This window comes from Acinetobacter sp. BD54 (genome assembly GCF_044778325.1).
GTDB lineage: Bacteria > Pseudomonadota > Gammaproteobacteria > Pseudomonadales > Moraxellaceae > Acinetobacter > Acinetobacter baumannii.
Genome location: NZ_JANJEP010000010.1, coordinates 92,139 through 114,194 on the forward strand (window position 1 = coordinate 92,139; position 22,056 = coordinate 114,194).

Annotated in this window: 21 protein-coding genes and 2 pseudogenes; 14 read left to right on the forward strand and 9 right to left on the reverse strand. The window is 36.8% G+C overall.

Translation table 11 applies throughout. The annotated features are described in order from the left end of the window. Positions 1-10 precede the first annotated feature (10 nt). Positions 11-712 carry a hypothetical protein gene (locus NQ782_RS15670; protein WP_031994344.1) on the reverse strand — a complete coding sequence of 234 codons (702 nt, stop codon included), beginning with the start codon at positions 710-712 and terminating at the stop codon, positions 11-13. 94 nt (positions 713-806) lie between these two features. Here NQ782_RS15670 and NQ782_RS15675 point away from each other — a divergent pair, with 94 nt between their 5' ends. The 3 genes from NQ782_RS15675 to NQ782_RS15685 are packed head-to-tail and all read left to right on the forward strand — an operon-like array spanning position 807 to position 3,102. Further along, positions 807-1,493, forward strand: a complete 687-nt coding sequence (locus NQ782_RS15675) for a hypothetical protein (RefSeq protein WP_000897076.1) — start codon at positions 807-809, stop codon at positions 1,491-1,493. 32 nt (positions 1,494-1,525) lie between these two features. Continuing rightward, entirely contained in the window at positions 1,526-2,305 is a 780-nt protein-coding gene (locus NQ782_RS15680) for a hypothetical protein (RefSeq protein ID WP_001262785.1), read from the forward strand. A 17-nt stretch (positions 2,306-2,322) separates the two neighbouring features. Continuing rightward, positions 2,323-3,102: a tetratricopeptide repeat protein gene (locus NQ782_RS15685; RefSeq protein ID WP_086231144.1), complete on the forward strand. Its 780-nt coding sequence runs from the start codon at positions 2,323-2,325 to the stop codon at positions 3,100-3,102. A gap of 177 nt (positions 3,103-3,279) precedes the next feature. On the opposite strand, the gene NQ782_RS15690 is transcribed toward NQ782_RS15685, so the two are convergent. The 7 genes and pseudogenes from NQ782_RS15690 to NQ782_RS15720 all read right to left on the reverse strand — a co-directional run. Beyond that, positions 3,280-3,624 carry a hypothetical protein gene (locus NQ782_RS15690; RefSeq protein ID WP_249476925.1) on the reverse strand — a complete coding sequence of 115 codons (345 nt, stop codon included), beginning with the start codon at positions 3,622-3,624 and terminating at the stop codon, positions 3,280-3,282. 272 nt (positions 3,625-3,896) lie between these two features. Continuing rightward, on the reverse strand, positions 3,897-4,424 hold the full coding sequence (locus tag NQ782_RS15695; protein WP_086231142.1) for a hypothetical protein: 528 nt from the start codon (positions 4,422-4,424) through the stop codon (positions 3,897-3,899). Positions 4,425-4,566: 142 nt separating this feature from the next. After that, positions 4,567-5,127, reverse strand: a complete 561-nt coding sequence (locus NQ782_RS15700; RefSeq protein WP_057094723.1) for a TetR/AcrR family transcriptional regulator — start codon at positions 5,125-5,127, stop codon at positions 4,567-4,569. A 675-nt stretch (positions 5,128-5,802) separates the two neighbouring features. After that, positions 5,803-6,294, reverse strand: coding sequence for a flavin reductase (locus tag NQ782_RS15705; protein WP_000249482.1), 492 nt, complete (start codon positions 6,292-6,294; stop codon positions 5,803-5,805). A 185-nt stretch (positions 6,295-6,479) separates the two neighbouring features. Then, on the reverse strand, positions 6,480-7,523 hold the full coding sequence (locus NQ782_RS15710; RefSeq protein WP_000735350.1) for a methionine synthase: 1,044 nt from the start codon (positions 7,521-7,523) through the stop codon (positions 6,480-6,482). Between the two features lie 21 nt (positions 7,524-7,544). Then, positions 7,545-8,531 (reverse strand): DUF1852 domain-containing protein, encoded by a 987-nt coding sequence (locus NQ782_RS15715; RefSeq protein WP_000031355.1) that lies wholly within the window; start codon positions 8,529-8,531, stop codon positions 7,545-7,547. Between the two features lie 365 nt (positions 8,532-8,896). Continuing rightward, a pseudogene (locus NQ782_RS15720) lies at positions 8,897-9,343 on the reverse strand (LysR family transcriptional regulator); the annotation flags it as partial. A gap of 249 nt (positions 9,344-9,592) precedes the next feature. Between NQ782_RS15720 and NQ782_RS15725 the strand changes: the two are divergent. From NQ782_RS15725 to tcuB, 11 genes and pseudogenes are all read left to right on the forward strand, one after another. Then, positions 9,593-10,570, forward strand: coding sequence for a hypothetical protein (locus NQ782_RS15725; protein ID WP_213033908.1), 978 nt, complete (start codon positions 9,593-9,595; stop codon positions 10,568-10,570). Position 10,571: 1 nt separating this feature from the next. Further along, positions 10,572-11,105 (forward strand): PAAR domain-containing protein, encoded by a 534-nt coding sequence (locus NQ782_RS15730; RefSeq protein ID WP_031966862.1) that lies wholly within the window; start codon positions 10,572-10,574, stop codon positions 11,103-11,105. A gap of 5 nt (positions 11,106-11,110) precedes the next feature. Then, the gene (locus NQ782_RS15735; protein ID WP_031966861.1) at positions 11,111-11,722 is read left to right on the forward strand and encodes a hypothetical protein; all 612 of its coding nucleotides are present in this window, start codon (positions 11,111-11,113) and stop codon (positions 11,720-11,722) included. A 1-nt stretch (position 11,723) separates the two neighbouring features. Continuing rightward, entirely contained in the window at positions 11,724-12,194 is a 471-nt protein-coding gene (locus tag NQ782_RS15740; RefSeq protein ID WP_057094012.1) for a hypothetical protein, read from the forward strand. A 78-nt stretch (positions 12,195-12,272) separates the two neighbouring features. Then, complete coding sequence (locus tag NQ782_RS15745; protein ID WP_057094010.1) at positions 12,273-13,250, forward strand: hypothetical protein; 978 nt, start codon at positions 12,273-12,275, stop codon at positions 13,248-13,250. A gap of 335 nt (positions 13,251-13,585) precedes the next feature. Beyond that, positions 13,586-14,515, forward strand: a complete 930-nt coding sequence (locus tag NQ782_RS15750) for a LysR family transcriptional regulator (RefSeq protein ID WP_057094009.1) — start codon at positions 13,586-13,588, stop codon at positions 14,513-14,515. Positions 14,516-14,793: 278 nt separating this feature from the next. After that, positions 14,794-16,104 (forward strand): MFS transporter, encoded by a 1,311-nt coding sequence (locus NQ782_RS15755; protein ID WP_000383636.1) that lies wholly within the window; start codon positions 14,794-14,796, stop codon positions 16,102-16,104. Positions 16,105-16,196: 92 nt separating this feature from the next. Next, positions 16,197-16,991: a substrate-binding domain-containing protein gene (locus NQ782_RS15760; RefSeq protein ID WP_000749500.1), complete on the forward strand. Its 795-nt coding sequence runs from the start codon at positions 16,197-16,199 to the stop codon at positions 16,989-16,991. Positions 16,992-17,122: 131 nt separating this feature from the next. After that, positions 17,123-18,052, forward strand: a complete 930-nt coding sequence (locus NQ782_RS15765; protein WP_057094006.1) for a LysR substrate-binding domain-containing protein — start codon at positions 17,123-17,125, stop codon at positions 18,050-18,052. A 103-nt stretch (positions 18,053-18,155) separates the two neighbouring features. Beyond that, on the forward strand, positions 18,156-19,562 hold the full coding sequence (tcuA, locus tag NQ782_RS15770; protein WP_000543975.1) for an FAD-dependent tricarballylate dehydrogenase TcuA: 1,407 nt from the start codon (positions 18,156-18,158) through the stop codon (positions 19,560-19,562). Continuing rightward, positions 19,552-20,686 (forward strand): annotated as a pseudogene (gene tcuB / locus NQ782_RS15775) (tricarballylate utilization 4Fe-4S protein TcuB). The gene tcuA and the pseudogene tcuB overlap by 11 nt, the downstream one beginning before the upstream one ends. A 104-nt stretch (positions 20,687-20,790) precedes the next feature. Here tcuB and NQ782_RS15780 read toward each other — a convergent pair. Next, on the reverse strand, positions 20,791-22,020 hold the full coding sequence (locus NQ782_RS15780) for a CaiB/BaiF CoA-transferase family protein (RefSeq protein WP_057094002.1): 1,230 nt from the start codon (positions 22,018-22,020) through the stop codon (positions 20,791-20,793). Between the last annotated feature and the right edge of the window lie 36 nt (positions 22,021-22,056).

Here is a 22,056-nt window from a genome sequence, read left to right on the forward strand (position 1 = left end):
TCTTTTATATCTATTTAATATAGCTATTCTTTTTAAAAACTTGTTGAAAGCTTAAAGGAATATTTTGTGTATTAGGAATATGCCCAAAGAAATGCTCATCTTTCGTTTGAAAAAAGATATCAAAGCTTTGACTCATATATGGATCGACCTTACTTTGTTTTTGATAAATTGGTGAAAGTCTATTGATATAATAATTGATCCAATCAACTTGTGTTGAAAATAGAGAATAATCTCTGAGATCAGAATAAAGCCTCTTCAAATTATCTGCAATCAAGTCTACATTTGGATGAAACAACCAAATAATAATCTCCATGGGAGAAACCTTTTTCAGTGTATGCTGAGATGTTTTATCAAATCTTTCAATTTTATATAATTGCGCACCTTCTTGACCATAACTAGAGCAAAGTAGTTTTCCATTATGAACTTGGTCAAGGTTTTGACCTAATTCTAAGATACGTATTCTCTTAGAAATATCTAGGCATTCAGGTAAAGTCTTTAGTTTAGAATTTGCTATATTTTTAAATATATCAACTGTTTGCTGAACAACATATGATTCTCCAGTACCAGTAATAATACCTTGTTCCCAAGCATATAATTTAGAATCATTCGTAGTAGAAAATTCTATATTTGAATCTTTATTCAAAGTTACTCTTTTATTGTCAGCTGCAACAATAATGCTATCGTTTAATTGAATAGCTATGATGAAAGTCATATTTTACGTAAAATAACGAGACATTTGATATACATTTATTTTAGGCTATATCAATGCAAAATTCTGAATATTTTTATAAAAATTGAGGTTATTAATGGCTGGTGGTTCTCAAATCATTATTAATAAAGATGGTATTACCCTGATTACGCCAGGGAAATTTGAGCCAAAAGCTGGACAACACCTTTTTAAAGGCGGTGAAAAAGCTAATTATTCTTTACCAGAGATCCCTAACGTTCAATCTCCTTTTAGCAATAAATTAGATGTTTATAATCTATTTCCAAATACATCAAATATTAAATATTCTGTTTTGCATTCAAATGGACAAGTAAAAACTGGCTTCCTTGATCAATATGGTAGGACTGGACGTATCAGATCACAGAAACAGGAAAAAGTTAAAGTTCTTATTGGTGGAGATGAATGGCACTACTATATTAGTCGTTTTGGTGGAACTATTGAGGATAATACTTATATTAAATTCCTAGATTTTGTAGGAGATCCTATACCAAATTTAGAATTTAACTTAAGCAATGATAATAATAAAATTCTTATGGAATGTAGAACAAATAATGATGGTGAAGCCGTATTTGTATGTCCTAAAGATGACTTTCCAATATTATCCGTGAAAAGTTTAATTACTAATGAATTTAAGCCAATACTAAGAATAGAAAATAACTTGGTAAGGGAGATAATTTTAGTAAGTCCTAAGATCTTAAAAGAAATCGATTTATTACAAGAAACAGATGAGAAAGGCGATTATTTAAGAAGTAACTATCATAAATAATTGAATATTCAAAAGTATTGTGAGCGATAAAGATGGCAAATGAACAGAAAGATTTACAACAGAAAGTAAATCAAAATGGTAGGCCCGTTTCAGTGTTTACCAGAGAACATCTCGAAACTGCTGCTAATGTAGCTTCAGAATCTTCAGATATATTAGGGCGCTTAAAAGATGGAACTTCTGTTGTAGATAATTACAATTTTAGATGGGGTCTTATACATTCAAAGAATACTCCATTATTTAGTAAAGAAAGGTTAGAAAAAGCCAAAGAATTCCGATTTTATAAAGAAAACCCCCAGACAGGACAAATTTTTAAGGGTAATCAGCATACAAAAGTATTCGATACTAAAAAATTTGGAACCAAAATTGATAAATTGGGGTCAAAAGCAGGTAATTTTGCAGATGGAGTAGAGTTAACGTTAGCTATCGTTGATAGAAATCCTGAGGCCCTTGCAACAAAATCTTCTACATTAGTGTTATCTAAAGCTGGAGAAAAAACGGGTGAAGTAGCTGGGCTTGCTGCTGCAGGAAAATGCGCAAAAGTAGCAATAAAACGGTTAGATCCTAGAAAAGCTACAGTTGTTGGTCTCACCTGTGCTGGTGCAGCCATAGGTTTCAAATATTGGTTAAAAGACAAAGGAGATGAGTTAGGAAATACGGTTGGAAAAACAAAGACCGCTATAGAGGCAGCTCAAGGCGTTCTCGATGCAGTAGATATATTGGATCAAGTTGAGACAAAAGCGGCAGAGAGAGAGAAACAAGAGGCTATAAAAAGAGATCCAATGGTAGAATGGCATATAGTTGGAGCAGATTAATTTAAAAGAGATATATTATGAATTTAAAGTGTTTAATGTTTTCTAGCCTCATAAGTATATTTTTATTAGGTACCGCAGGCTGCTCAGAACCGATTCCACAACAAAATAAAACTCAAAGTGAAGCAAGTCAATTATATGAACAAGGTGGTAGATATTTCTTAGGTAAAGATGTCACTAAAGATTATCAAAAAGCCTTTTCTTATTTCCAAATGGCAGCGGAAAAGGGATTACCTATCGCTCAAAATGATTTAGCTGGAATGTACTTTAAAGGGATTGGAACTCAGAAGAATGAAGAAAAAGCTTTCTATTGGTATGAGAAAGCTGCTAAAAACAACTTTCCGGAAGCTCAATATAATTTGGGTTTGATGTACGATAATGGCTATTATGTAAATAAAGATAGATCAAAAGCTTTAGAATTTTATAAATTATCTTCTGATCAAGGATATGCTAAAGCTCAATATAATTTAGCAAATGCTTATCTTTCAGGGAATGGAATAAAAAAAGATATTAATTTAGCGCTAGAATTATATAAGAAAGCTGCAGATCAAAATCTTTCTGAAGCTCAATATAATTTAGCAAATATTTATTCTGATGGTACTCTTGTTAAACAAGATAATGAAAAAGCTTTAGAGCTATATATAAAAGTAGCAGAAAAAGGCGTACCTGAAGCTCAAAATAATCTAGCCTATATGTATGCTAATGTTTTCTCGGATTATGAAAAAGCTAAATTTTGGTTCCAAAAAGCTGCCGACAATGGATATGAACCAGCAAAAGAAGCTTTACAACAATTTCATTAAATTACAATAAAATTAAAAATTATATAAAAATAGATTTATTAATCAGTACACTCTGAATATTAAATCTATTTTTATTAACAACACTTTTAATGATCAGAAAAAATTTATTTTGAATTACTTTTATTTCCTTAAATATAAACTTCTTTTAATTTTTCTAAATAAAAACCACTTACAAAATCATCTTCTCAAAAATATAATATAAACAGTATAAATAGTAATTACCACAAGTAAGGTTAATAGAATTCCTTGTATTTCTGAAAAGAAAATACTTAACCAAGATAATCTATAGTTAAATTCTTTATTTGAAAAAAATAACTTAGCTTTATTAGGGGAATTCTTATTTATAAATAATTTTATTGTATGATCTTTTACAGCCTTATTAAAAAGCTGTTTATTCTTTTCTTTAAAAGAATCACAACGTTCAAAAATATATGTTTTATATACTCTAAAAAAAACTTGGTCTTGTTGAAAATAGCTTTTATTTCCATAATTATATTGATATGAAACTGCTAGATTTGCCATTTTATCCCCGCCTCGTCCCCAAGGGCTTGAGCACTTAATTTCATAATTTAAGATCTGAAATTTTTCTAGCCGCACCCAAGTTGGATGAGTTACATTAAAGATTTTTAACTTAGCAGCAGGAATACTTGTGCATAAAAAAATTAAAACAAGTAAAAATAATACAAGATAGAGACTACTATAGAAAAATTTATTCATAACTCAAAACTATAATAGATTAATTTTTAGCAATTGACTGATAATTATATACTATTAACATACAAATTAGTCCTCTATTATTTTTTAGATGTGACAGTAAGATATATAATTAAACCAATTAATACTAAAATTATTAGTTGGATTTCCAACATAAGATTTATCACCCAAGAGTTTCTAAATGATAAGCCTTTTTTAGTTATTAATATTTTTGATTTTTTTATATCTGGTGAAATAAAAACTTTTAATTCATTATTTTTCTTTATCTTATTAAATATAGATAAATTTTGGCCTTTCATCTCATCACAGTTTTCAGAAATAAATAATCTATATACAACCAAAAAATCTTTTTCCTCTGATTTATAAACTTTATTTTGATATGTATATTGATACCTTATATCTCCGCGTGCACTTCTATCCATTCCTCTATGCCAATATTTTCTTTTACAATAGACGCTATAATCTAAAATTTTATAACCTTTTACTTCAACCCAATCAGGATGAAATAATTTAAAAACTTTTAATTTCAGATTAAAAGATGAAGTTAAAACTAATAGAATAAGAAAAACAGCTAATAAGGATAAAATAATTTTTATAAATAATTTCATTATTAATATATCTCAACCTAAATAATGACCCGCAAATTAATGTATAAAATAATATATAAATATATTGTATACATTCTTAGCGAGTAAATATTAGCATGAAAATAAAATTTTATTGAATAACTTTAAGTATAGTCACCGTATACTATTTTATTATTCCCCTCCCCCAAAACCTCTCTAACACCACATCTCGTTCATTCAAACTGTTAGAGCTTAAAACCTGTAGCATCAAGCCATCAATTAAGTTTAAAACCATGTCTGCATCAAATTTGAAAACACGGGTCTCACAGCTAAAAATCAGGTCAAAAAGTTCCCGATGTAGCCATTTTCGGTATTCAACTGCCATACGGTAGGCTTGCGGATATAGCCGTTTTATTTCAAAAACTGCTTTAAGCAGCAAATGATATAGGCTGTTTAAATTGGTATGTAAAACAATAATTTCTTTGAGTTTATCTTTTTGGGTGTAGTAACGGCTTGAGTAAATAATCGAGAGCACTTCTTCTTTAAGTAGGCTTTTTTGAAAGGCGATGCACATTTCAATTAGGCGTTCTTTGGAGTGGAAGTAGTTGTAAAACGTGGCTTTCGGTATTTTGGCTTCTTTGATAATGAGGTCTACCCCTGCATTATGGAACCCATGCGTGGTAAAGAGTTGGATTGCGGTTTGGACCACCTGTAATTTTTTGGAAGATATTTCTAAAATTGGCATAGTTTTACCGTTATAAATTCTTGTTGTTTCTAAATGAGATAAAAAGCCTGTGCCCTTTTGGGAGAAAAAAAGGCACAGCAAAGCCGTAAGACGGTGCTTGGCACATCTCAAGTTTTGTTTTGCTAAGTTTTAAGTAAAAATGACGTAAAGCCTGAAAACCTTATGGCGTTCAAGCTGCTGTAATTTTTTAAGCTGTGTCGTTATAGCTTTTGGCGCTTAAGGCCAAGAAATGGTGGATGTGCATAGCCAACTCCTGATTTTGGGAGTTCTGCCAAAGCATTCATTTGGAATTATGGTGGCAGAACGAAAGGGGGTTAGCAGACTGGCTCAAGACCCAGCACACCCGAAGGTGTCCCCCTTCCGTCCTACCGCTACAAAAAGGGAGACGAACGGGTCTACATCAAAAAAAACGAGTTTTTTCAATGTTCTTGAGCGCGGTCTGCTAAAACCGGCTGGCAATGTGGCCAGCACGCAAAGCATAATCTGAGAGTTGAGATGTGTCAATGTAGCTTTAATGACAAGTGATTAAATTTCTTATTGTTTTTCATTAGATTAACTTAATTATTATTTAAGATATTATATTTAATTATATTTTTAAAATTAAACAGAAGCGATCCGTGCTTATTGATTTCTTAATGAGACTTTTAATATGAAATAACGAAATAATAAGTAGGATTAGACAGTCTCTGTCTGCCCCACTTGGTGATAAGCACGGTTAAAGTAAACCAAACTTTGGTCATGTTGGCTTTGTTTAATCGCCACAATCGGACATATAAAAATCGTGTGTGTGCCGACTTGTTGAATTTGCTCAATCTCACAATCGAAGCTCACCAAAGCATCTTCCAACACAGGTGCGCCTGTTTCTAACTCAATCCATTCGCCATGTTTAAAGCGTTCTTCTGGTGTGAGCTTAGATGAAAATGCTTTTGAAATATGTTCGTGGTGCGCGCCTAACACATTTACGGTTAAGATTTTGTTATCTAGGAAATGTGCATGTGAACTCGCAGCTTGGTTCATACAGACCAATAATGTCGGCGGTGTGTCAGTCACACTACAAACAGCAGAGGCAGTAAATCCAAAACGGCCAGACATGCCTGCCGTGGTCACAACACTAACCGCACTTGTGAGTAAAGACATTGCATTTCTAAAGTCTGTTGCTTGAACCATGACATTATTCCTAAATTGAACCGTACCTTTTCCTGTGTGTTTGCTATACCGCCCAACTCCATCAGGAAGGTACTATCGACATGCGATCTGATTAGAGCGACATGTAGTAAGTAAAATGAGGGTTACTTGTTTGATTATCAACCACCATCAAAAAAGTAACCCTTTATACCACTTATTGGTAAATATTAAGCAGTAAGATCAAAACCCGTAAGTTCTCGGCGAACGATTTCTGCACCTGCACTTAAGGCATTTAGCTTGCCGCGTGCCACTTCACGGGAAAGAGGTGCCATACCGCAGTTTGTGCACGGGTAAAGCTTGTCTGAGTCTACAAACTGAAGCGCTTTACGTAGTGTGTTGGCAACTTCTTCCGGTGTTTCAATCTGGTTTGTTGCAACATCAATTGCACCCACCATGACTTTTTTACCACGAATAAGTTCGAGTAAGTCGATTGGCACACGAGAGTTGTGACATTCTAACGAGATGATATCAATGTTAGAAGTTTGAAGTTTCGGGAAAGCTTCTTCGTACTGGCGCCATTCTGAACCGAGTGTCTTTTTCCAGTCAGTATTGGCTTTAATACCGTAACCGTAGCAAATGTGCACCGCAGTTTCACATTTTAAGCCTTCAATTGCACGCTCTAAAGTTGCAATACCCCAATCATTTACTTCGTCAAAGAATACGTTAAATGCAGGTTCGTCAAACTGAATGATATCTACACCAGCAGCTTCTAACTCTTTCGCTTCTTGGTTCAAGATTTTGGCAAATTCCCAAGCAAGCTTTTCACGGCTCTTATAGTGACCATCGTAAAGCGTATCAATCATAGTCATTGGGCCAGGTAATGCCCATTTAATTGGCTGATCAGTTTGCTGACGTAAAAACTTTGCATCTTCAACAAACACAGGCTTTTGACGAGACACCGCACCAACCACAGACGGTACGCTTGCATCGTAACGGTCACGAATACGAACTGTTTCGCGCTTCTCAAAATCTACACCATTTAAGTGTTCAATAAATGTCGTCACAAAGTGTTGGCGGGTTTGTTCGCCATCGCTAACAATATCAATACCCGCAAGTTTTTGTTCGTGAAGTGCTAAACGTAACGCGTCTTTTTTACCTTCAATTAAGCCTTCGTTTTCGAGTTTCCACGGCGACCAAAGCTTTTCAGGTTCTGCAAGCCAAGACGGTTTTGGTAAGCTGCCAGCAGTTGAAGTCGGTAATAACTTTTTCATAATAAATGACCTATATGTTGATTAATTAGGAGCGTAATTCGCAGACCACTGCTCAAGAATCGCTTGGTATGGTTTGATAAATTGCTCTTCAACAAACTTCCCCTGCTCTATAGCCAGACGGCTACGTTCTTCACGGTCATACACAATTCGAGTAAGTGAATAATCTTGGTGCTTCAAGCTTGGTTGATAAGATTTTCCAGCTACTGAATTTGCATTGTAAATTTCAGGACGGTAAATCTTTTGGAAGGTTTCCATCGTACTAATGGTACTAATCAACTCAAGGTTGGTGTAATCACTCAACAAATCGCCAGTAAAGTAGAACGCTAACGGCGCAACGCTATGCGGCGGCATGAAATAGCGAACCTTTAAGCCCATTTTTTGGAAATATTCATCGGTTAATGAATAGTCTTCTTGCTTGTATTCAACACCTAAAACAGGATGTTCGTTTTCAGTACGGTGATACACCTTACTTGTTGAAACGCTTAAGCAAATCACAGGTGCCTTTTTAAAGTTGGCTTTATAAGTCTCAGAGTTAATAAAGCTCTTAAACAAGTTGCCGTGCAATTCACCAAACTTTTCTGGCGTGCTAAACGTAGACTTGTTTTTGTTGTGATCTAACAACAGCACACTAAAGTCATAGTCACGTACATAAGACGAGAAGTTGTTACCTACAATGCCTTCGATGCGTTCATTGGTCTTTTTATCAACAATATTGGTTTTCAATATTTCGATTAAAGGAAGCCCGCTAGTACGGTTTTCGGCATCAATGTTCATTTCAACTGAAATGATTTCAAGTTCAACGCCATAGCGGTCGCCCTTAGGGTTGTCCCAATGAGCTAAGGCATTGAAACGATTGTCGATCATCCGTAAGGTGTTGCGCAAATTTTCTTCGCGGCTCATCCCTCTCGCCAAGTTAGCAAAGTTGGTTGTAATACGCGTATTGTCTGCTGGACGATAGTTCTCATCGAAACAAATACTCTTAATCGTAAATGTAAATTCTTTACTCATTGTGATCAGTACCCTAATTTCTGAGATAAACCTAAAAAATCTTTTTGCTCTGTTTGAACTTTCCAGTCTTGTCAGTTTTGTGCCTTGTGGTCTTATCAAAAGTAAATAACTGGAGCGCTTCAGAGCATGGATAGATTTATACCGCAATCACAACATGAATAAAAATGATTTAGTCTCATTCAAAACTGAGTGAAATTCATGTTTAGGGTTTTATAAATAAGTATGAAGTTAAATATTTTTCATCTTAGGGAATTTTAGACAGCAGAAATTCAATATATGACGCTCACATAGCGCTTTAATCACTCTAAATATTTATCATTATTTTCAGATACTTATTAAAAAAATTCAATTTTAGAAGAATCAACTTAAAGTAATGTGTGCTGACTTTCATTCATCTCTGCTTTTAGCCATTCTAAAAATATGGTTTTGCGTGAATCTTCCTCAAAAGCGCTATGAGAAAGTAAAAAATAGGCTGAACCATCTTGTACAACAGGTGAAATTTTTTTCAGTAAGTTCCACTCCAGCTCTTTTTCAATCATATAAATTGAGATGATCGTTGCGCCAAGTCCCGCCAAACAACCTTCTAAACATAAATAAAAATGCTCGAGTTCAACTTTGGTGTAGCCTTTTAAGCTCTGCTTTAACTCAGCAATGCGGCTCATGTTTTTGAAAAAATTTGGTCTAGAAGTCGAAATGAGTACGTCGTTGGTTTCCGATGGCTTGGTTGCTTGAACTAGAGCGATATATTCATCGGCAATATTTTCGCTATAGATATGCTCTCCCCAATCAAAGTCATTTCGGCAGAGTATAACAGCCAGCTAAAAGCTACCCTGCCCGATCTACCATAACAAATATAGTCGATCAGACCTTTTAGGTAAAAAAGCCGATTTAGAGCAGATATTTTATACTCTCTTTTGAATTAAACAGACTTCCACATCTGCCACCGATTTTGCCGTGCTTCTCCACATTGCCGAGGGTGCGCTGTTATGTCAAGATACAAAACTATATTTAGTAGAATTTATATTCTCTATATAAAATATAAATGTTTTGTAAGGTAGAAGATGGCTAATAAATCTGAAAAAGAAGAGAATCAAGAAAATAGAGATTTGATAGAACTTATAGGTGTTATAGCCGCACTAATTATAATCTTTTTAGTTTGGTATTACTTTCCAGATTTTTTACAATGGATTAATATTAGATTTACCAATCAGATTAATATGTCAAGTATTAAATCGGAAGGTTTAGAAAAAATAGGCGATAAATTTGGTTCTTTTGGTGACAGTTATGGTTCTTTAAATACATTATTTAGTGGATGGGCCTTTGCGCTTTTACTAATTTCTTTATTTATGCAAAGAAAAGAGCTCGTCGAACAAAGAAAAGAACTAATCGCTCAAAGAGATGAGATAAGCAAAGCTAATGAGATTGCAGAATCACAAAGAAAAATAACTGAGCAGCAGGCAGATTTATTAGAACAACAAATCAATGAAGCTATACTTCAAAACTTTTATAATATTATTTATCCCTTAATGAGTAGAAAGCAGGAATATTATAAGGAAGCAGATAATCTTCCAATGAACTATTCAATGAGACCATTAGACAATAGTATTTTTTACCATGTTTATTCAAACACTTACAACATTTATAATGCATATAGTCATAATAACCGAGAAGTTTATAAACATAGTGATGAAGTAATTAAAGATATTAATAAACAAATACAATCAAATAATTTATTAGTCGCACCTTATTTCTATTTATGCAGTTCCCAATATATTGAACACTTTATTTACATGGTGAATTTTATTAATAATTTCAAAGGAATAACTACAGAAGATAAAAGTATAGCATTATCCGTTTTCATTTCAGACTATTCAAATAAAGAATTATATTCTATTTCACTGGTTGCTTTTAACAATGAAGATTTACGTAAAATTTTAGTTAAAAACAAACTTTTAAATAGAATTAAAGCGTTAGCAAGTTTTAATTATGAAGAAGTATATGAGACCGTATTTTCAGAAGAATATTATATAGGGAGTTAATATGAAACCAGCAATAGTTATTGGCAATACTACCGATCACGGTGGGATAGTTAGTACTGGTGATAGTACATATTTAATTGATGGTAAAGCAGCTCATGTTGAGGGTATGACTCATTTCTGCCCTAAATGTAAAGTCATGGTTACAGCCCTATCAAGTAGCCCACTTGTCGTTATTAATGGCCGAGCAATTATTGTGGCTGGTGACAAAGCCAGCTGCGGTGCAACATTCTTACCAAGTCAAAGTTTGTGGGTGCGTGATCAAGGTAGTTCAAGCGGATCTGGAAGCTCTACGACAAACGATAATTTTGTTCAAAATACAGAAAAAGAAAATAGCGTTGTTTTCCAATTTAATGATCCGAAAACAGGTAAACCATTAACAGACTTTCCATACGAGCTAACGCTACCATCGGGCGAAAAAATTCAAGGGAAAACTAATAGAGCTGGAAAAACTGAGCTTGCTGTAACAGGTGTTAAGCCTGAACAAGTCAAAATCGAAACTCTAGACTTATCAGAACCAATGCCACCGCTGGAGTAAGAATTATGGGTAATCAACCAATTACTAAAAATATTCCACCAAATAGCAAAGCTTGGGAGGGATACCCATCAAAAGTCGAAAGCTGTAATGTACCCAAGCCTTTCTGTTATTTCCAATTTGACCGCCCAATAGCAATGCCCTATACATTTATGATGTCTGCACAGCAATGGGAATATGTAGAAAGAAGAAATAAATTAGAGTTTTTATTAGCAGTACGATTTGGTATGGAGTATGACATTGCCAAATTAAATGAAGACGTTTTACTTTCAACAGGTTTTCACACTGGGATGTATGTCAAATTCCAAAATTACTTAAGAAAACATTATCAAAAAGATGCAGCTGTTTTAATGGCAGTCTTCCAAAGTAACGCTTTTACAACTAGATTTGGTACATCATTTGCCATTGAAGATTTAGTCGGTCTTAAAGGAGCTATTGATGATTTGAGGGTTGATGACATTATGACTGGAGCACATATGATTTCGCGCAGAAATGGTCATGGTACCCAAATTAACAGAAAGATGTATCAACAGAACTTTAACCAAGACTATAACCCAACTATGTTAAAAACCTTAGCTGCACAAGGATTATATCCAGATGAAATCGAAGGAATTTTCTAGAATGAAGAAATATTTAGTAATTTGCCTTTTACCCTTTTTAACTACAGGTTGTAGCGCGAAACCAACACCAGAAGAAGAATTAGATATCCAAGCTAGATTTTTACCTACGGTTTTTAATCTTGATGCGGGTACTTATGCTTTAGCTCAAAAAGAGGCCCCGTCAGCTTTAACTAAACAATTGTATGATGATGCTTTATTTAAGCTGGGCTTATTAAAAAGATATGATGACCAAGCAAGTGCAGAATTTAAACTTGAAAAAACTGTAAAACCTATTCCATTAAATACTTTATGTTTAATGGGTAAATTTGTTACGAATCCAGTTTATATAAAATCTGTAAAGCATAGTATTGAGCAGGAGCCAGATTTAAATAAATGGATTCAAGAAAAACAACCGAAATGGCGGGAAACTCTGAAAAAGGAAAATCCAGAAATTTTTGATTACCCATGTAATATCACTATAAAGCCGCTTTAAGCGGCTTTTTTATATGATTGGGCCAGTTTAAATTTGATATCATATTTTTATGATACAAAAGTTTACATGGCAATCATTATGGGTAAAAAGTCAAAAAATAAAAAATTATGGTCTTACTTCAAAATCTTTCTTTTCTTTTCACTTCTTTTGGGTCTGATTTTATTATGGGCATATTTCCCTTTCATATTAAATTGGATAGATAAATACAATACTCCGATACAAGTACCCTTAAGACCTACAACGGATATTCATTTTAAGCCATTTGACTTCGAAACTCATGCCCAAAAAATTGGTGAGAAATACGGAACTTATGGCGATAGTTATGGTGCATTAAACACTCTTTTTAGTGGTTTAGCCTTTGTTTTTCTTATTCTTTCTTTATACCTACAAGGTGATGAGTTAAAGGCACAAAGAAATGAAATTAAAGAGCAAAGAAGAGAAATTAAACGCAGCAATAAAATTGCTAAGCAGCAAAGAAAAATTACTAACCAGCAAGCAAAACTTTTAAAACAACAAATTAAAGATGCAAAACAACAGCATTTTAATGAGAATTTTTTTAATTTACTCCAAGAAAAAAATAGAAGAATAGAATCAATGAAATATAGAGATCTGAGTGGAAACGCTATTCTTAATTTATTTTCCCATAAGTTTTTGAATACTATTGAAAATATCATTTTAGAAGGTATGGATGATACTAATCAAGAAAAATATAGAGAGCATATATTAGATGAAGTGGTAAATACTTATTTATCTTTTTATGACCAATGGGGATCCCCTTTTGAGAGAACCTTATACATTAATTATATAAATGATCTAATCCATTACATTGAAGACAATGCAGCTAAAGAGTATATGAGTGAATCTATACAACTTCTTAGAATGTATATGACTCACGATGAAATTATGTGTATAGCATTTTTAGCAATGATCTATCCCAATTTAGGAGAAAAAGTTAATAAATATGGCTTACTTGCAAATTTTAATACTGATGAAAATATGTATGCAGAAATTCGACTTAAGTTAATTTTCTCAAAGGAAGCCTTTGAATACTATTAAAAGCCGCTTTAAGCGGCTTTTTATAATGCTCTAACACAAATGCCAACCTCGACATTTGTGTTTATTGTATTAGCAGTACAACCAACTAAAAGTAAAATAATTAACAAAATCCCTTTTCTCATTAAGAGTCCTCCAGCTCAGGAAATAAATTAAGATTTGGAATAAGCTCTATTTTTTGTGTGTCGGGTGTAGTTCTGCTTTTTACTAAGTTTCAGTAGAGCCGTTTAATTTTTAAGAAACTTTTTTATATATTGCTGTTAATATTAAAACGCATGATAGATTTCCCAATCCTTCATATCTCTATAAATCAAGGATGATGAGCGAATATATTTATTATGGAAATCAAGCAAATAAAGTATTTTTTGACGGTCGTTGAATCAGGCAGTATTGGAAAAGCTGCCCAAAAACTCGATGTGGGTGCTTCGGCGATTAGTCAGCAAATTAGTAAGCTCGAACAAGAGTTAAGCATTCGCTTATTACAGCGTAATGCTTTTGGTGTAACCCCAACCCCTGCTGGCCTTGCCTTTTTAAAGCACTCGCAACTTATTTTGCGTCAAGTGAACTTCGCCATAGATGCTGCACATTCAGCACGGCTTTCAGGTCATGTCAGCCTTGGTTTTCCACCGACCATTACTGCTTTAATTGGCATCCCTTTAATGAAGCTAATGTCTGAACGTTACCCAGACATTCGTTTAGAGATTGTAGAAACGCTGTCGGGGAACCTGATTCAGTCGATTAATTCGCGTCAGCTTGATATTGCCATTATTTTTACCAATGAAATTGATAAACAGTGGTCAATTCAGCCTTTGGTACGCGAGCAAATGTATTTAATGGCACGCAAAGAAGTGCTCGAAAAATACGGACTTAGCGAATGTATTAAAAGTAGAATTATTCAGTCGCAGCAAATTGGCGATATTCCTTTAGTGTTGCCACGTCAACGCCATAGCTTAAGGAAACTGCTTGAGCACAAGATTGGACAGCTCAATGTCGTCTATGAAATTGATGGCTTGCATTTGCTTATGGACAGCCTGATTCATCTTGACCTTGCAAGTGTGAGGCCCGGAAGTGCTTGCCTGCAAGAGTATAAACACAAGCTGCAATTGCTTAAGGTTGTCGACCCGGAAGTTGAACGAATTAACTATTTGGTGAGTCTTGCCGAAGAAGAATTATCACCTGCTGCACTTGCTGCCAAGTCAGCCATTAAGGCATGTGTGAAAGAGTTGATTCAAAACCAGATTTGGCCATGTTCTGAAATTATTTTATAAAGGGTCATTAATTTTTCTAAATACCTAATTAATTTTCTCCTCTCACTCCCTCCTGCTTTTTAAGATTACATTTTCCTTCGAATGATAAGTGGTTTTCTGTTTATCGAAACATAGATGTGTAGTTTGAACTGGAAACAAGGTATCACATTTTCTACGAAGGACACCTTTAAATCTCATCTCTAACCCATTTCCTATTTAGGTTTATTGATTGAATCAGTTTACGTCCAATCCTTGAAGATCGTGAATGTTTCCATTTTGTTAGGCCAAGGAGGTCTCCAATGGATGTCGTTAATAACCGTAGGGCTACTTTTAAAAAAATATTAAATGTAACGAGTGGCAACTTTTTAGAACAGTACGATTTTTTTCTTTTTGGTTTCTATGCCACCTATATCGCAGCAAAGTTTTTCCATTCTGATAATGAATATGTCTCTTTAATGATGACATTTACCGTATTTGCTGCGGGTTTTCTTATGCGTCCTCTCGGCGCTATTTTCTTGGGTGCCTATGTCGACAAAGTCGGTCGCCGTAAGGGTTTGATTGTCACTTTAAGTCTTATGGCAATTGGAACCATCTTAATTACCTTTGTGCCGGGTTATGAAACCATTGGTATTATCGCGCCAATTTTGGTGGTGATTGGGCGTCTATTACAAGGCTTCTCGGCAGGCGTTGAATCTGGCGGTGTTTCAATTTATCTCGCTGAAATTGCAACCGATAAAAACCGTGGCTTTATTACTAGCTGGCAGTCTGGTAGCCAACAAATTGCGGTTGTGTTTGCGGCCTTACTTGGTTATTGGCTCAACACCATTTTAACTCATGCTCAAGTGGGTGAATGGGGCTGGCGTATTCCGTTCTTAATTGGCTGTTTAATCATTCCTTTAATCTTCTTGTTCCGTCGTACTTTAGAGGAAACAGAAGACTTTAAAGCGCAAAAAACTCATCCATCTTCAAAAGAAATTTTCAGCACACTTGTAAGCAACTGGCGCATTGTACTTGCCGGCATGATGATGAGTGCGATGACCACCACCACATTCTACTTTATTACGGTTTATACCACGGTGTATGCGAAACGTACTTTAGAAATGTCGGTAACAGATAGCCTGTTAGCAACCGTGTTTGTAGGTTTGTCAAATTTCTTCTGGTTGCCAATGGGTGGTTTGCTTTCAGACAAAATTGGTCGTCGTCCAGTATTAGTGGGTATTACTACACTTGCGATCTTTACCAGCTATCCGGTTTTAAGCTGGTTGGTGAGCGACATTAGCTTCTCAAACCTACTTATTACCCTTGCTTACTTCTCGTTCTTCTTTGGTATGTACAACGGCACTATGGTCGCAACGCTTGCCGAAGTGATGCCAAAACGTGTACGTACCGTTGGCTTCTCTTTAGCATTTAGTCTTGCAGCCGCGATTTTTGGTGGTATGACTCCAATGGCTTGTACCTTCCTTGTCGAAAATACAGGTAATGCAAGCACACCAGCGTTCTGGCTCATGCTCGCTGCGGTATGTAGTCTCATCTCAAGCTTGTATTTATGTCGTGGTTCTAAACAGAAAGATCCTGACGCAATTGCTGAACCTGCAAAGGTTAGCGCTTAAAACAACTCATTCCTTAACCTGAAATTTTAATAAACAGTACGGCAGACCTTAAATCTCCGTACTGTGCTTTCTTGCAATTCAAGTGAGGCACCATGAAAAAGTCCCCTATCTTCATAACCATTTGCCTAGCTGGTGCAGGCTTAGGATCTACATTTGCCAATGCAGATACGCTCGAAGTAATTAGCTCAGGCGGTTTCTATTCATCTATGGAAAAACTCATTCCAATATTTGAAAAGCAAACTGGTCACACGGTTCACCTCTCATCTGGTTCATCAATGGGTGAATCACCGACTGCAATTCCAAACCGTCTTGATCGTGGTGAACGTTTTGACGTGGTAGTTTTGGCTGCTCCTGAACTAAGCAAACTCGCAGAAAAGGGTTATGTAGACCCAAATTCACAAAGTGCTTTAGTAAATTCAAGCATTGGCATGGCTGTGCCTAAAGGTGCACCAAAGCCAGACATTAGCTCTGCGGCAAAATTTGAAAAAGTTTTATTAAATGCCAAGCACATAGGCTATTCAGCAAGTGCGAGTGGTACGCATCTTGAAAAAGATGTTTTCCCAAGCTTTCCACCTGTCGAATACAAAGTAATTTCGAGTAAAGCAGAAAAAGTGGTAGGTGACCGCGTTGCAAAACGTATTGCCGAAGGCCAGTTTGATATTGGTTTCCAGCAAATTAGTGAAATCAAACCTTTTACCGGCAAATATGGTCAAGTTGAGTTAGTTGGTCCAATCCCTGCGCCTTACCAAAAGGTTACCGTGTTTGCTGCTGGTATTGGTAAAAACTCGGAACATGCAAAAGTCGCAAAAGAACTTATTCAATTTGTGAAATCGCCTCAAGCAACACAAATTATTGAAGAACAGGGTCTTGAGCAGGTTAAACAATAAAAGCTCTAAAAGGCAGCATTTTGAGAGGATGTTGCCTTTACTCTTTGAACGGTTTACTCAAAGCAATAGAACAAAATGTAGAGCAATAAACCAGTGTAGAATAATTAACAAAGGTCAAAGTAGAATTTGCCGTGGAACTTAAACAATTAAAGTATTTTATTGCAGTGATCGAGTCAGGAAGCTTGGGTAAAGCTGCAAAAAATCTCGATATTGGAACGTCTGCATTAAGTCAGCAAATCTCAAAATTAGAAAGCGAGCTTTCTATTCGCCTTTTACAACGTACTGCTTTGGGTACGGTTCCCACCCCTGCGGGTTTAGCTTTTTTTCAACAAGTTCAACTGGCGCTTAGGCACTTAGACCATGCTGTAGATTCTGCACACTCTTCACGTTTAAGTGGTCATGTCACCGTCGGTTTTTCGCCAAGTGTCGCATCGGTTATTGGCACGCACTTTTTAAAACTCATGAGAAACCGTTATCCCGACATTAAAGTCCGTTTAATCGAAGGGTTATCGGGTGATCTCAAAGCTTTAGTTAATGCAAGGCAGCTCGATGTGGCTATCATCTTTAGTGACGATGTCGACCCACAGTGGGCCATACAACCTTTAGTCAAAGAGCAAATTTTTTTAATCTCGCCTAAAGAAGTGCTGAGTCAGTACCATCTTGAAAGCTGTATCGACACTCAGACCATTACTCATTTACAGCTTAAAGAACTTCCCCTGATTTTACCGAGCCAACGACATGGACTGCGTTTATTGCTCGAACAGAAAATTCACCAACTTAAAGTGGCCTATGAAATTGATGGGCTGCATTTGTTAATGGAAAGTATAAGCCAACTCGAAATGGCAACCATTCAACCTGCGGGTGCATCGTTAAACTCGCGGCAAGACTTATGTTTGCTACGCGTTGTAGAACCTGCCATTGAACGTATTAATTATTTAATTAGTCTCTCTGAAGAAGAACTCTCGCCTGCCACCTTAGCCACGAAAGTGGTGATTCGTGCCTGTGTAGCAAACTTGATTAATGAAAAGCGCTGGCCCGGTGCGGAACTCATAAACACTTAAGCCATTAGTGTTTATTTTTACTAAACACCCATTCAAGCCTAGCCTCTCACTTCATCTTCCCTTTTGAAGCTACATTAGCCCTAGCTGAGAAAGGGAGAAATCCATGCATGATGTAATTGTGATTGGTGGTGGGAATGCCGCACTGTGTGCCGCGCTCACGGCAAGAGAAAGTGGCGCTTCTGTGCTGGTAATAGAAGCAGCACCTAAAGAATGGCGTGGTGGTAACTCACAACACACTCGTAACCTTCGCTGCATGCATGATGCTCCTCAAGACGTATTGGTCGATGCCTATCCCGAAGAAGAATATTGGCAAGACTTACTTAAAGTGACTGCGGGCAAAACCAATGAACACTTAGCCCGCCTCGTCATTCGTAGCACGGCGACTTGTCGTGACTGGATGCGTAAACATGGTGTGAATTTTCAGCCGCCGCTATCGGGTGCTTTGCATGTTGCACGTACCAATGCCTTTTTTATGGGTGGCGGTAAAGCCCTTATTAATGCGTATTACCGTAGCGCCCAAGAACTTGGTATCGAAATTTTATATAACACAAAAATTAAAGATCTAAAGTTAAACCAAGGACATTTTGAAGCTGCAATTGCTGAAGATGGCCGTGTGTTTAAAGCAAAAAGCTGTGTATTGGCCGCAGGCGGTTTTGAGTCAAATCTCGAATGGTTAAGAGAAGCATGGGGGCAAAATGAAAACGGCGAATGGCCTGCCGATAATTTTATTATTCGAGGTACCCGCTTTAATCAAGGCAACTTACTCAAATTTATGATAGATCAAGGCGCCGATATTATTGGTGACCCATCACAATCACATTGTGTCGCTGTAGATGCACGCGCACCATTATATGACGGCGGCATCTGCACCCGTATTGACTGCGTTTCTTTGGGGATCGTAGTCAATAACAAAGCCGAACGTTTTTACGATGAAGGCGAAGACTTCTGGCCAAAACGTTATGCGATTTGGGGCCGTCTTGTTGCCAAACAGCCACAGCAAATTGCCTATTCGATTATCGACTCAAAAGCCATTGGTCGCTTTATGCCCCCTGTGTTTGCAGGTGTAAAAGCAAATAGCATTCAAGAGTTAGCCGAAAAAATCGGGCTGGATGCAAAAACCTTATGCCATACCGTAGAAGAATTTAATCAAGCCTGTGTGCAAGGCACCTTTAACCATACCGTTTTAGATGACTGCACCACCGAAAATATTGTTCCCAACAAAACTCATTGGGCTGTTCCTCTCGATCAACCACCCTTCTATGCCTATGCCCTTAAACCCGGCATTACCTTTACCTATTTAGGTTTAAAAGTTGAAGACGATGCTGCGGTACGTTTTAACAATAAACCAAGCCATAACCTATTTGTCGCAGGTGAAATGATGGCAGGTAACGTACTCGGTCAGGGTTATACCGCAGGCGTTGGTATGTCGATCGGCACAACCTTTGGACGCATTGCCGGAAAAAATGCCGCCCACTATGCACTTTCACAAGGAGTTGAACATGAATGCTAGTACCAAAGCCCTAATTCCAGTTGTTCAGCTCTCAGACCACGAGCAAGAAGTCCAAAGAGTGCTACAGATTTGTAATGCTTGCCGTTACTGTGAGTCATTTTGTGCTGTTTTTGCGGCTATGACCAAACGTCTTGAGTTTAACCAAGCCGATATTCATTACATGGCAAACCTCTGCCATAACTGTGGTGCATGTTTACATGCTTGCCAATATGCTCCACCACACGAGTTTGGTGTAAATATTCCAAAAGCGATGGCACAAGTACGTTTAGAAACTTATCAAGAATTTGCTACACCTCAGCCTTTAGGTCGACTTTATAAGTCTGTAGGTATTCCTTTTGTTTCGACGTTAACACTTATTTTCTTTTTTTTGCATGTTAGCTGTAGTGTGGTGGAAAGGCACCGACCTGTTTGCAGGCTATCAAGGTAATTTTTATGCGATTTTCCCGCATAACTTTTTAGCACTATTGTTTGGAGCGACCTTTACAGTTGCAATTGTTTTACTCGGCATTGGAGTTAGCAAATTCTGGCGACAAACCTCTAAAGTCATTCATGGCAAAGTTGAGAAACCAGATCTGGTTCAAGCCACTCAAAATGTATTAACACTTAAATATTTAGATGGCGGTCATGGTAAAGGCTGTAATGAACAAGATGACCGTTATACACAAATCCGCCGTGTGTTCCATCACCTGACGTTTTATGGCTTTATGCTTTGCTTTGCAGCTACAGGTGTAGCGACTTTATATCACTATTTTCTTGACCTACATGCGCCTTACCCTATCTTTAGCTTGCCTGTGATTTTGGGTACTTTGGGTGGGATTGGCTTAGTGATTGGACCATCGGGCTTGCTCTATTTAAATCTTAAACGTCACCCATTACATGGTGACCGTGAGCAAAAACCTGTAGATCGAGGCTTTATTTTCCTTCTACTTATCGTTAGCGCTTCAGGGTTAGCACTCATGGCATTTCGCAATACCCCTTACATGGCACTTTTACTGATTTTCCATTTAGCTACGGTCATGACATTCTTCATTACCATGCCATTTGGAAAGTTCGCACATGGTTTTTACCGCAGTGCTTCTTTACTCAAATTTGCCATCGAAGAGCGTATTTCGAAGAAGTCATAATGTTTAAGATTAGAAAAACTTCCTAATAAAAAACCGCTATAAAAGCGGTTTTTTATATTCAACTACAATGATAATTGAATGGACATATTGAAAACGGTAATAGCTTAAGCAATTTTCCCATCAATAATACCCTTCTCTTTTAATGCAGTAAGTTCTTCTGCTGTTTTAAATCTCGATAAGATTCGAGCAGTATGCTCACCTAGCTCTGGCGGTGCATGATGATATTCAACGGGAGTATCAGACAGTTTGATTGGTGAGCCAATGGTTTGGAAGTTTTCATTTAAACGATGAGGAATGTTCACCACCAAGTTGCGATGTACAATTTGTGGTTCAGCTAAAGCATCTTCAATAGAGTTGATAACACCTACTGGTACTTTTAACGCATGAATCATATCAACCCATTCTTTAGCAGTTTTCTGCAAAAAGTGCTCGGACAATAAAGGTATCAGTTCATTTCGATATTTTACGCGTTCTTGGTTACGCACAAACTTATCATTTTCGAGCAACTCTGGATAATTAATCGCAATACACAAATCTTTAAACTGTTTGTCGTTGCCACAAGCAATAATAAATTCTTTATCTTTAGCCTTAAAAGTTTGATACGGCACAATACTTGGGTGTTGATTACCCATGCGTTGTGGCGCTTTACCTGAAGCTAAATAATTCATTCCCTGATTTGCCAGTGCCGCGACCTGCACATCAAGGAGTGACATATCAATATACTGACCGCGTCCTGTGTGTGAGCGTGCAATCAGTGCCGCTTGAATGGCAATGGTGGAATACAATCCAGTTTGAATATCTACCACAGCCACACCAACCTTTTGCGCACCACCACCTGCCACATCATCAGGCTCGCCAGTAATGCTCATTAAGCCAGACATACCCTGAATAATAAAATCATAACCGGGTTCTTCTGCACGTGGGCCATCTTGCCCAAAACCGGTAATCGAGCAATAAACAATGTTCGGGTTCAACTCACTTAATGACGCGTAGTCCAAACCATATTTAGCCAAAGACCCTGTCTTATAATTTTCAATCACGACATCGGCAGTCTTGGCAATTTCATAAATTAAGGCCTGACCTTCGGGTGTGGTTATGTCCACTGCAACCGAATATTTATTGCGGTTGGTACACTGAAAATAGCCAGATTCACGAGTCATGTTTCCGTCTTGATCGAGCATCCATGGTGGGCCCCACATACGTGTGTCATCACCGACTCGAGGACGTTCAATTTTAATCACTTCCGCGCCAAGGTCTGCCAAGATTTGCCCACACCATGGCCCCGCAAGCACACGACTTAAATCTAAAACCCGAATTCCTTGTAATGCACCCATAACGATACCCTTATCTTTTTAGAAGGTACTTAGAGC

Bases quoted from the DNA above. Each gene is read 5' to 3' on its own strand.
- NQ782_RS15725 (WP_213033908.1), top strand. From the start codon at position 9,593: ATGGCTAATAAATCTGAAAAAGAAGAGAATCAAGAAAATAGAGATTTG.
- NQ782_RS15715 (WP_000031355.1), bottom strand. From the start codon at position 8,531: ATGAGTAAAGAATTTACATTTACGATTAAGAGTATTTGTTTCGATGAG.
- NQ782_RS15690 (WP_249476925.1), bottom strand. From the start codon at position 3,624: ATGGCAAATCTAGCAGTTTCATATCAATATAATTATGGAAATAAAAGC.
- NQ782_RS15670 (WP_031994344.1), bottom strand. From the start codon at position 712: ATGACTTTCATCATAGCTATTCAATTAAACGATAGCATTATTGTTGCA.
- NQ782_RS15730 (WP_031966862.1), top strand. From the start codon at position 10,572: ATGAAACCAGCAATAGTTATTGGCAATACTACCGATCACGGTGGGATA.
- NQ782_RS15680 (WP_001262785.1), top strand. From the start codon at position 1,526: ATGGCAAATGAACAGAAAGATTTACAACAGAAAGTAAATCAAAATGGT.
- NQ782_RS15760 (WP_000749500.1), top strand. From the start codon at position 16,197: ATGAAAAAGTCCCCTATCTTCATAACCATTTGCCTAGCTGGTGCAGGC.
- NQ782_RS15735 (WP_031966861.1), top strand. From the start codon at position 11,111: ATGGGTAATCAACCAATTACTAAAAATATTCCACCAAATAGCAAAGCT.
- NQ782_RS15740 (WP_057094012.1), top strand. From the start codon at position 11,724: ATGAAGAAATATTTAGTAATTTGCCTTTTACCCTTTTTAACTACAGGT.
- tcuA (WP_000543975.1), top strand. From the start codon at position 18,156: ATGCATGATGTAATTGTGATTGGTGGTGGGAATGCCGCACTGTGTGCC.
- NQ782_RS15750 (WP_057094009.1), top strand. From the start codon at position 13,586: ATGGAAATCAAGCAAATAAAGTATTTTTTGACGGTCGTTGAATCAGGC.
- NQ782_RS15780 (WP_057094002.1), bottom strand. From the start codon at position 22,020: ATGGGTGCATTACAAGGAATTCGGGTTTTAGATTTAAGTCGTGTGCTT.
- NQ782_RS15695 (WP_086231142.1), bottom strand. From the start codon at position 4,424: ATGAAATTATTTATAAAAATTATTTTATCCTTATTAGCTGTTTTTCTT.
- NQ782_RS15700 (WP_057094723.1), bottom strand. From the start codon at position 5,127: ATGCCAATTTTAGAAATATCTTCCAAAAAATTACAGGTGGTCCAAACC.
- NQ782_RS15675 (WP_000897076.1), top strand. From the start codon at position 807: ATGGCTGGTGGTTCTCAAATCATTATTAATAAAGATGGTATTACCCTG.
- NQ782_RS15710 (WP_000735350.1), bottom strand. From the start codon at position 7,523: ATGAAAAAGTTATTACCGACTTCAACTGCTGGCAGCTTACCAAAACCG.
- NQ782_RS15745 (WP_057094010.1), top strand. From the start codon at position 12,273: ATGGGTAAAAAGTCAAAAAATAAAAAATTATGGTCTTACTTCAAAATC.
- NQ782_RS15705 (WP_000249482.1), bottom strand. From the start codon at position 6,294: ATGGTTCAAGCAACAGACTTTAGAAATGCAATGTCTTTACTCACAAGT.
- NQ782_RS15685 (WP_086231144.1), top strand. From the start codon at position 2,323: ATGAATTTAAAGTGTTTAATGTTTTCTAGCCTCATAAGTATATTTTTA.
- NQ782_RS15755 (WP_000383636.1), top strand. From the start codon at position 14,794: ATGGATGTCGTTAATAACCGTAGGGCTACTTTTAAAAAAATATTAAAT.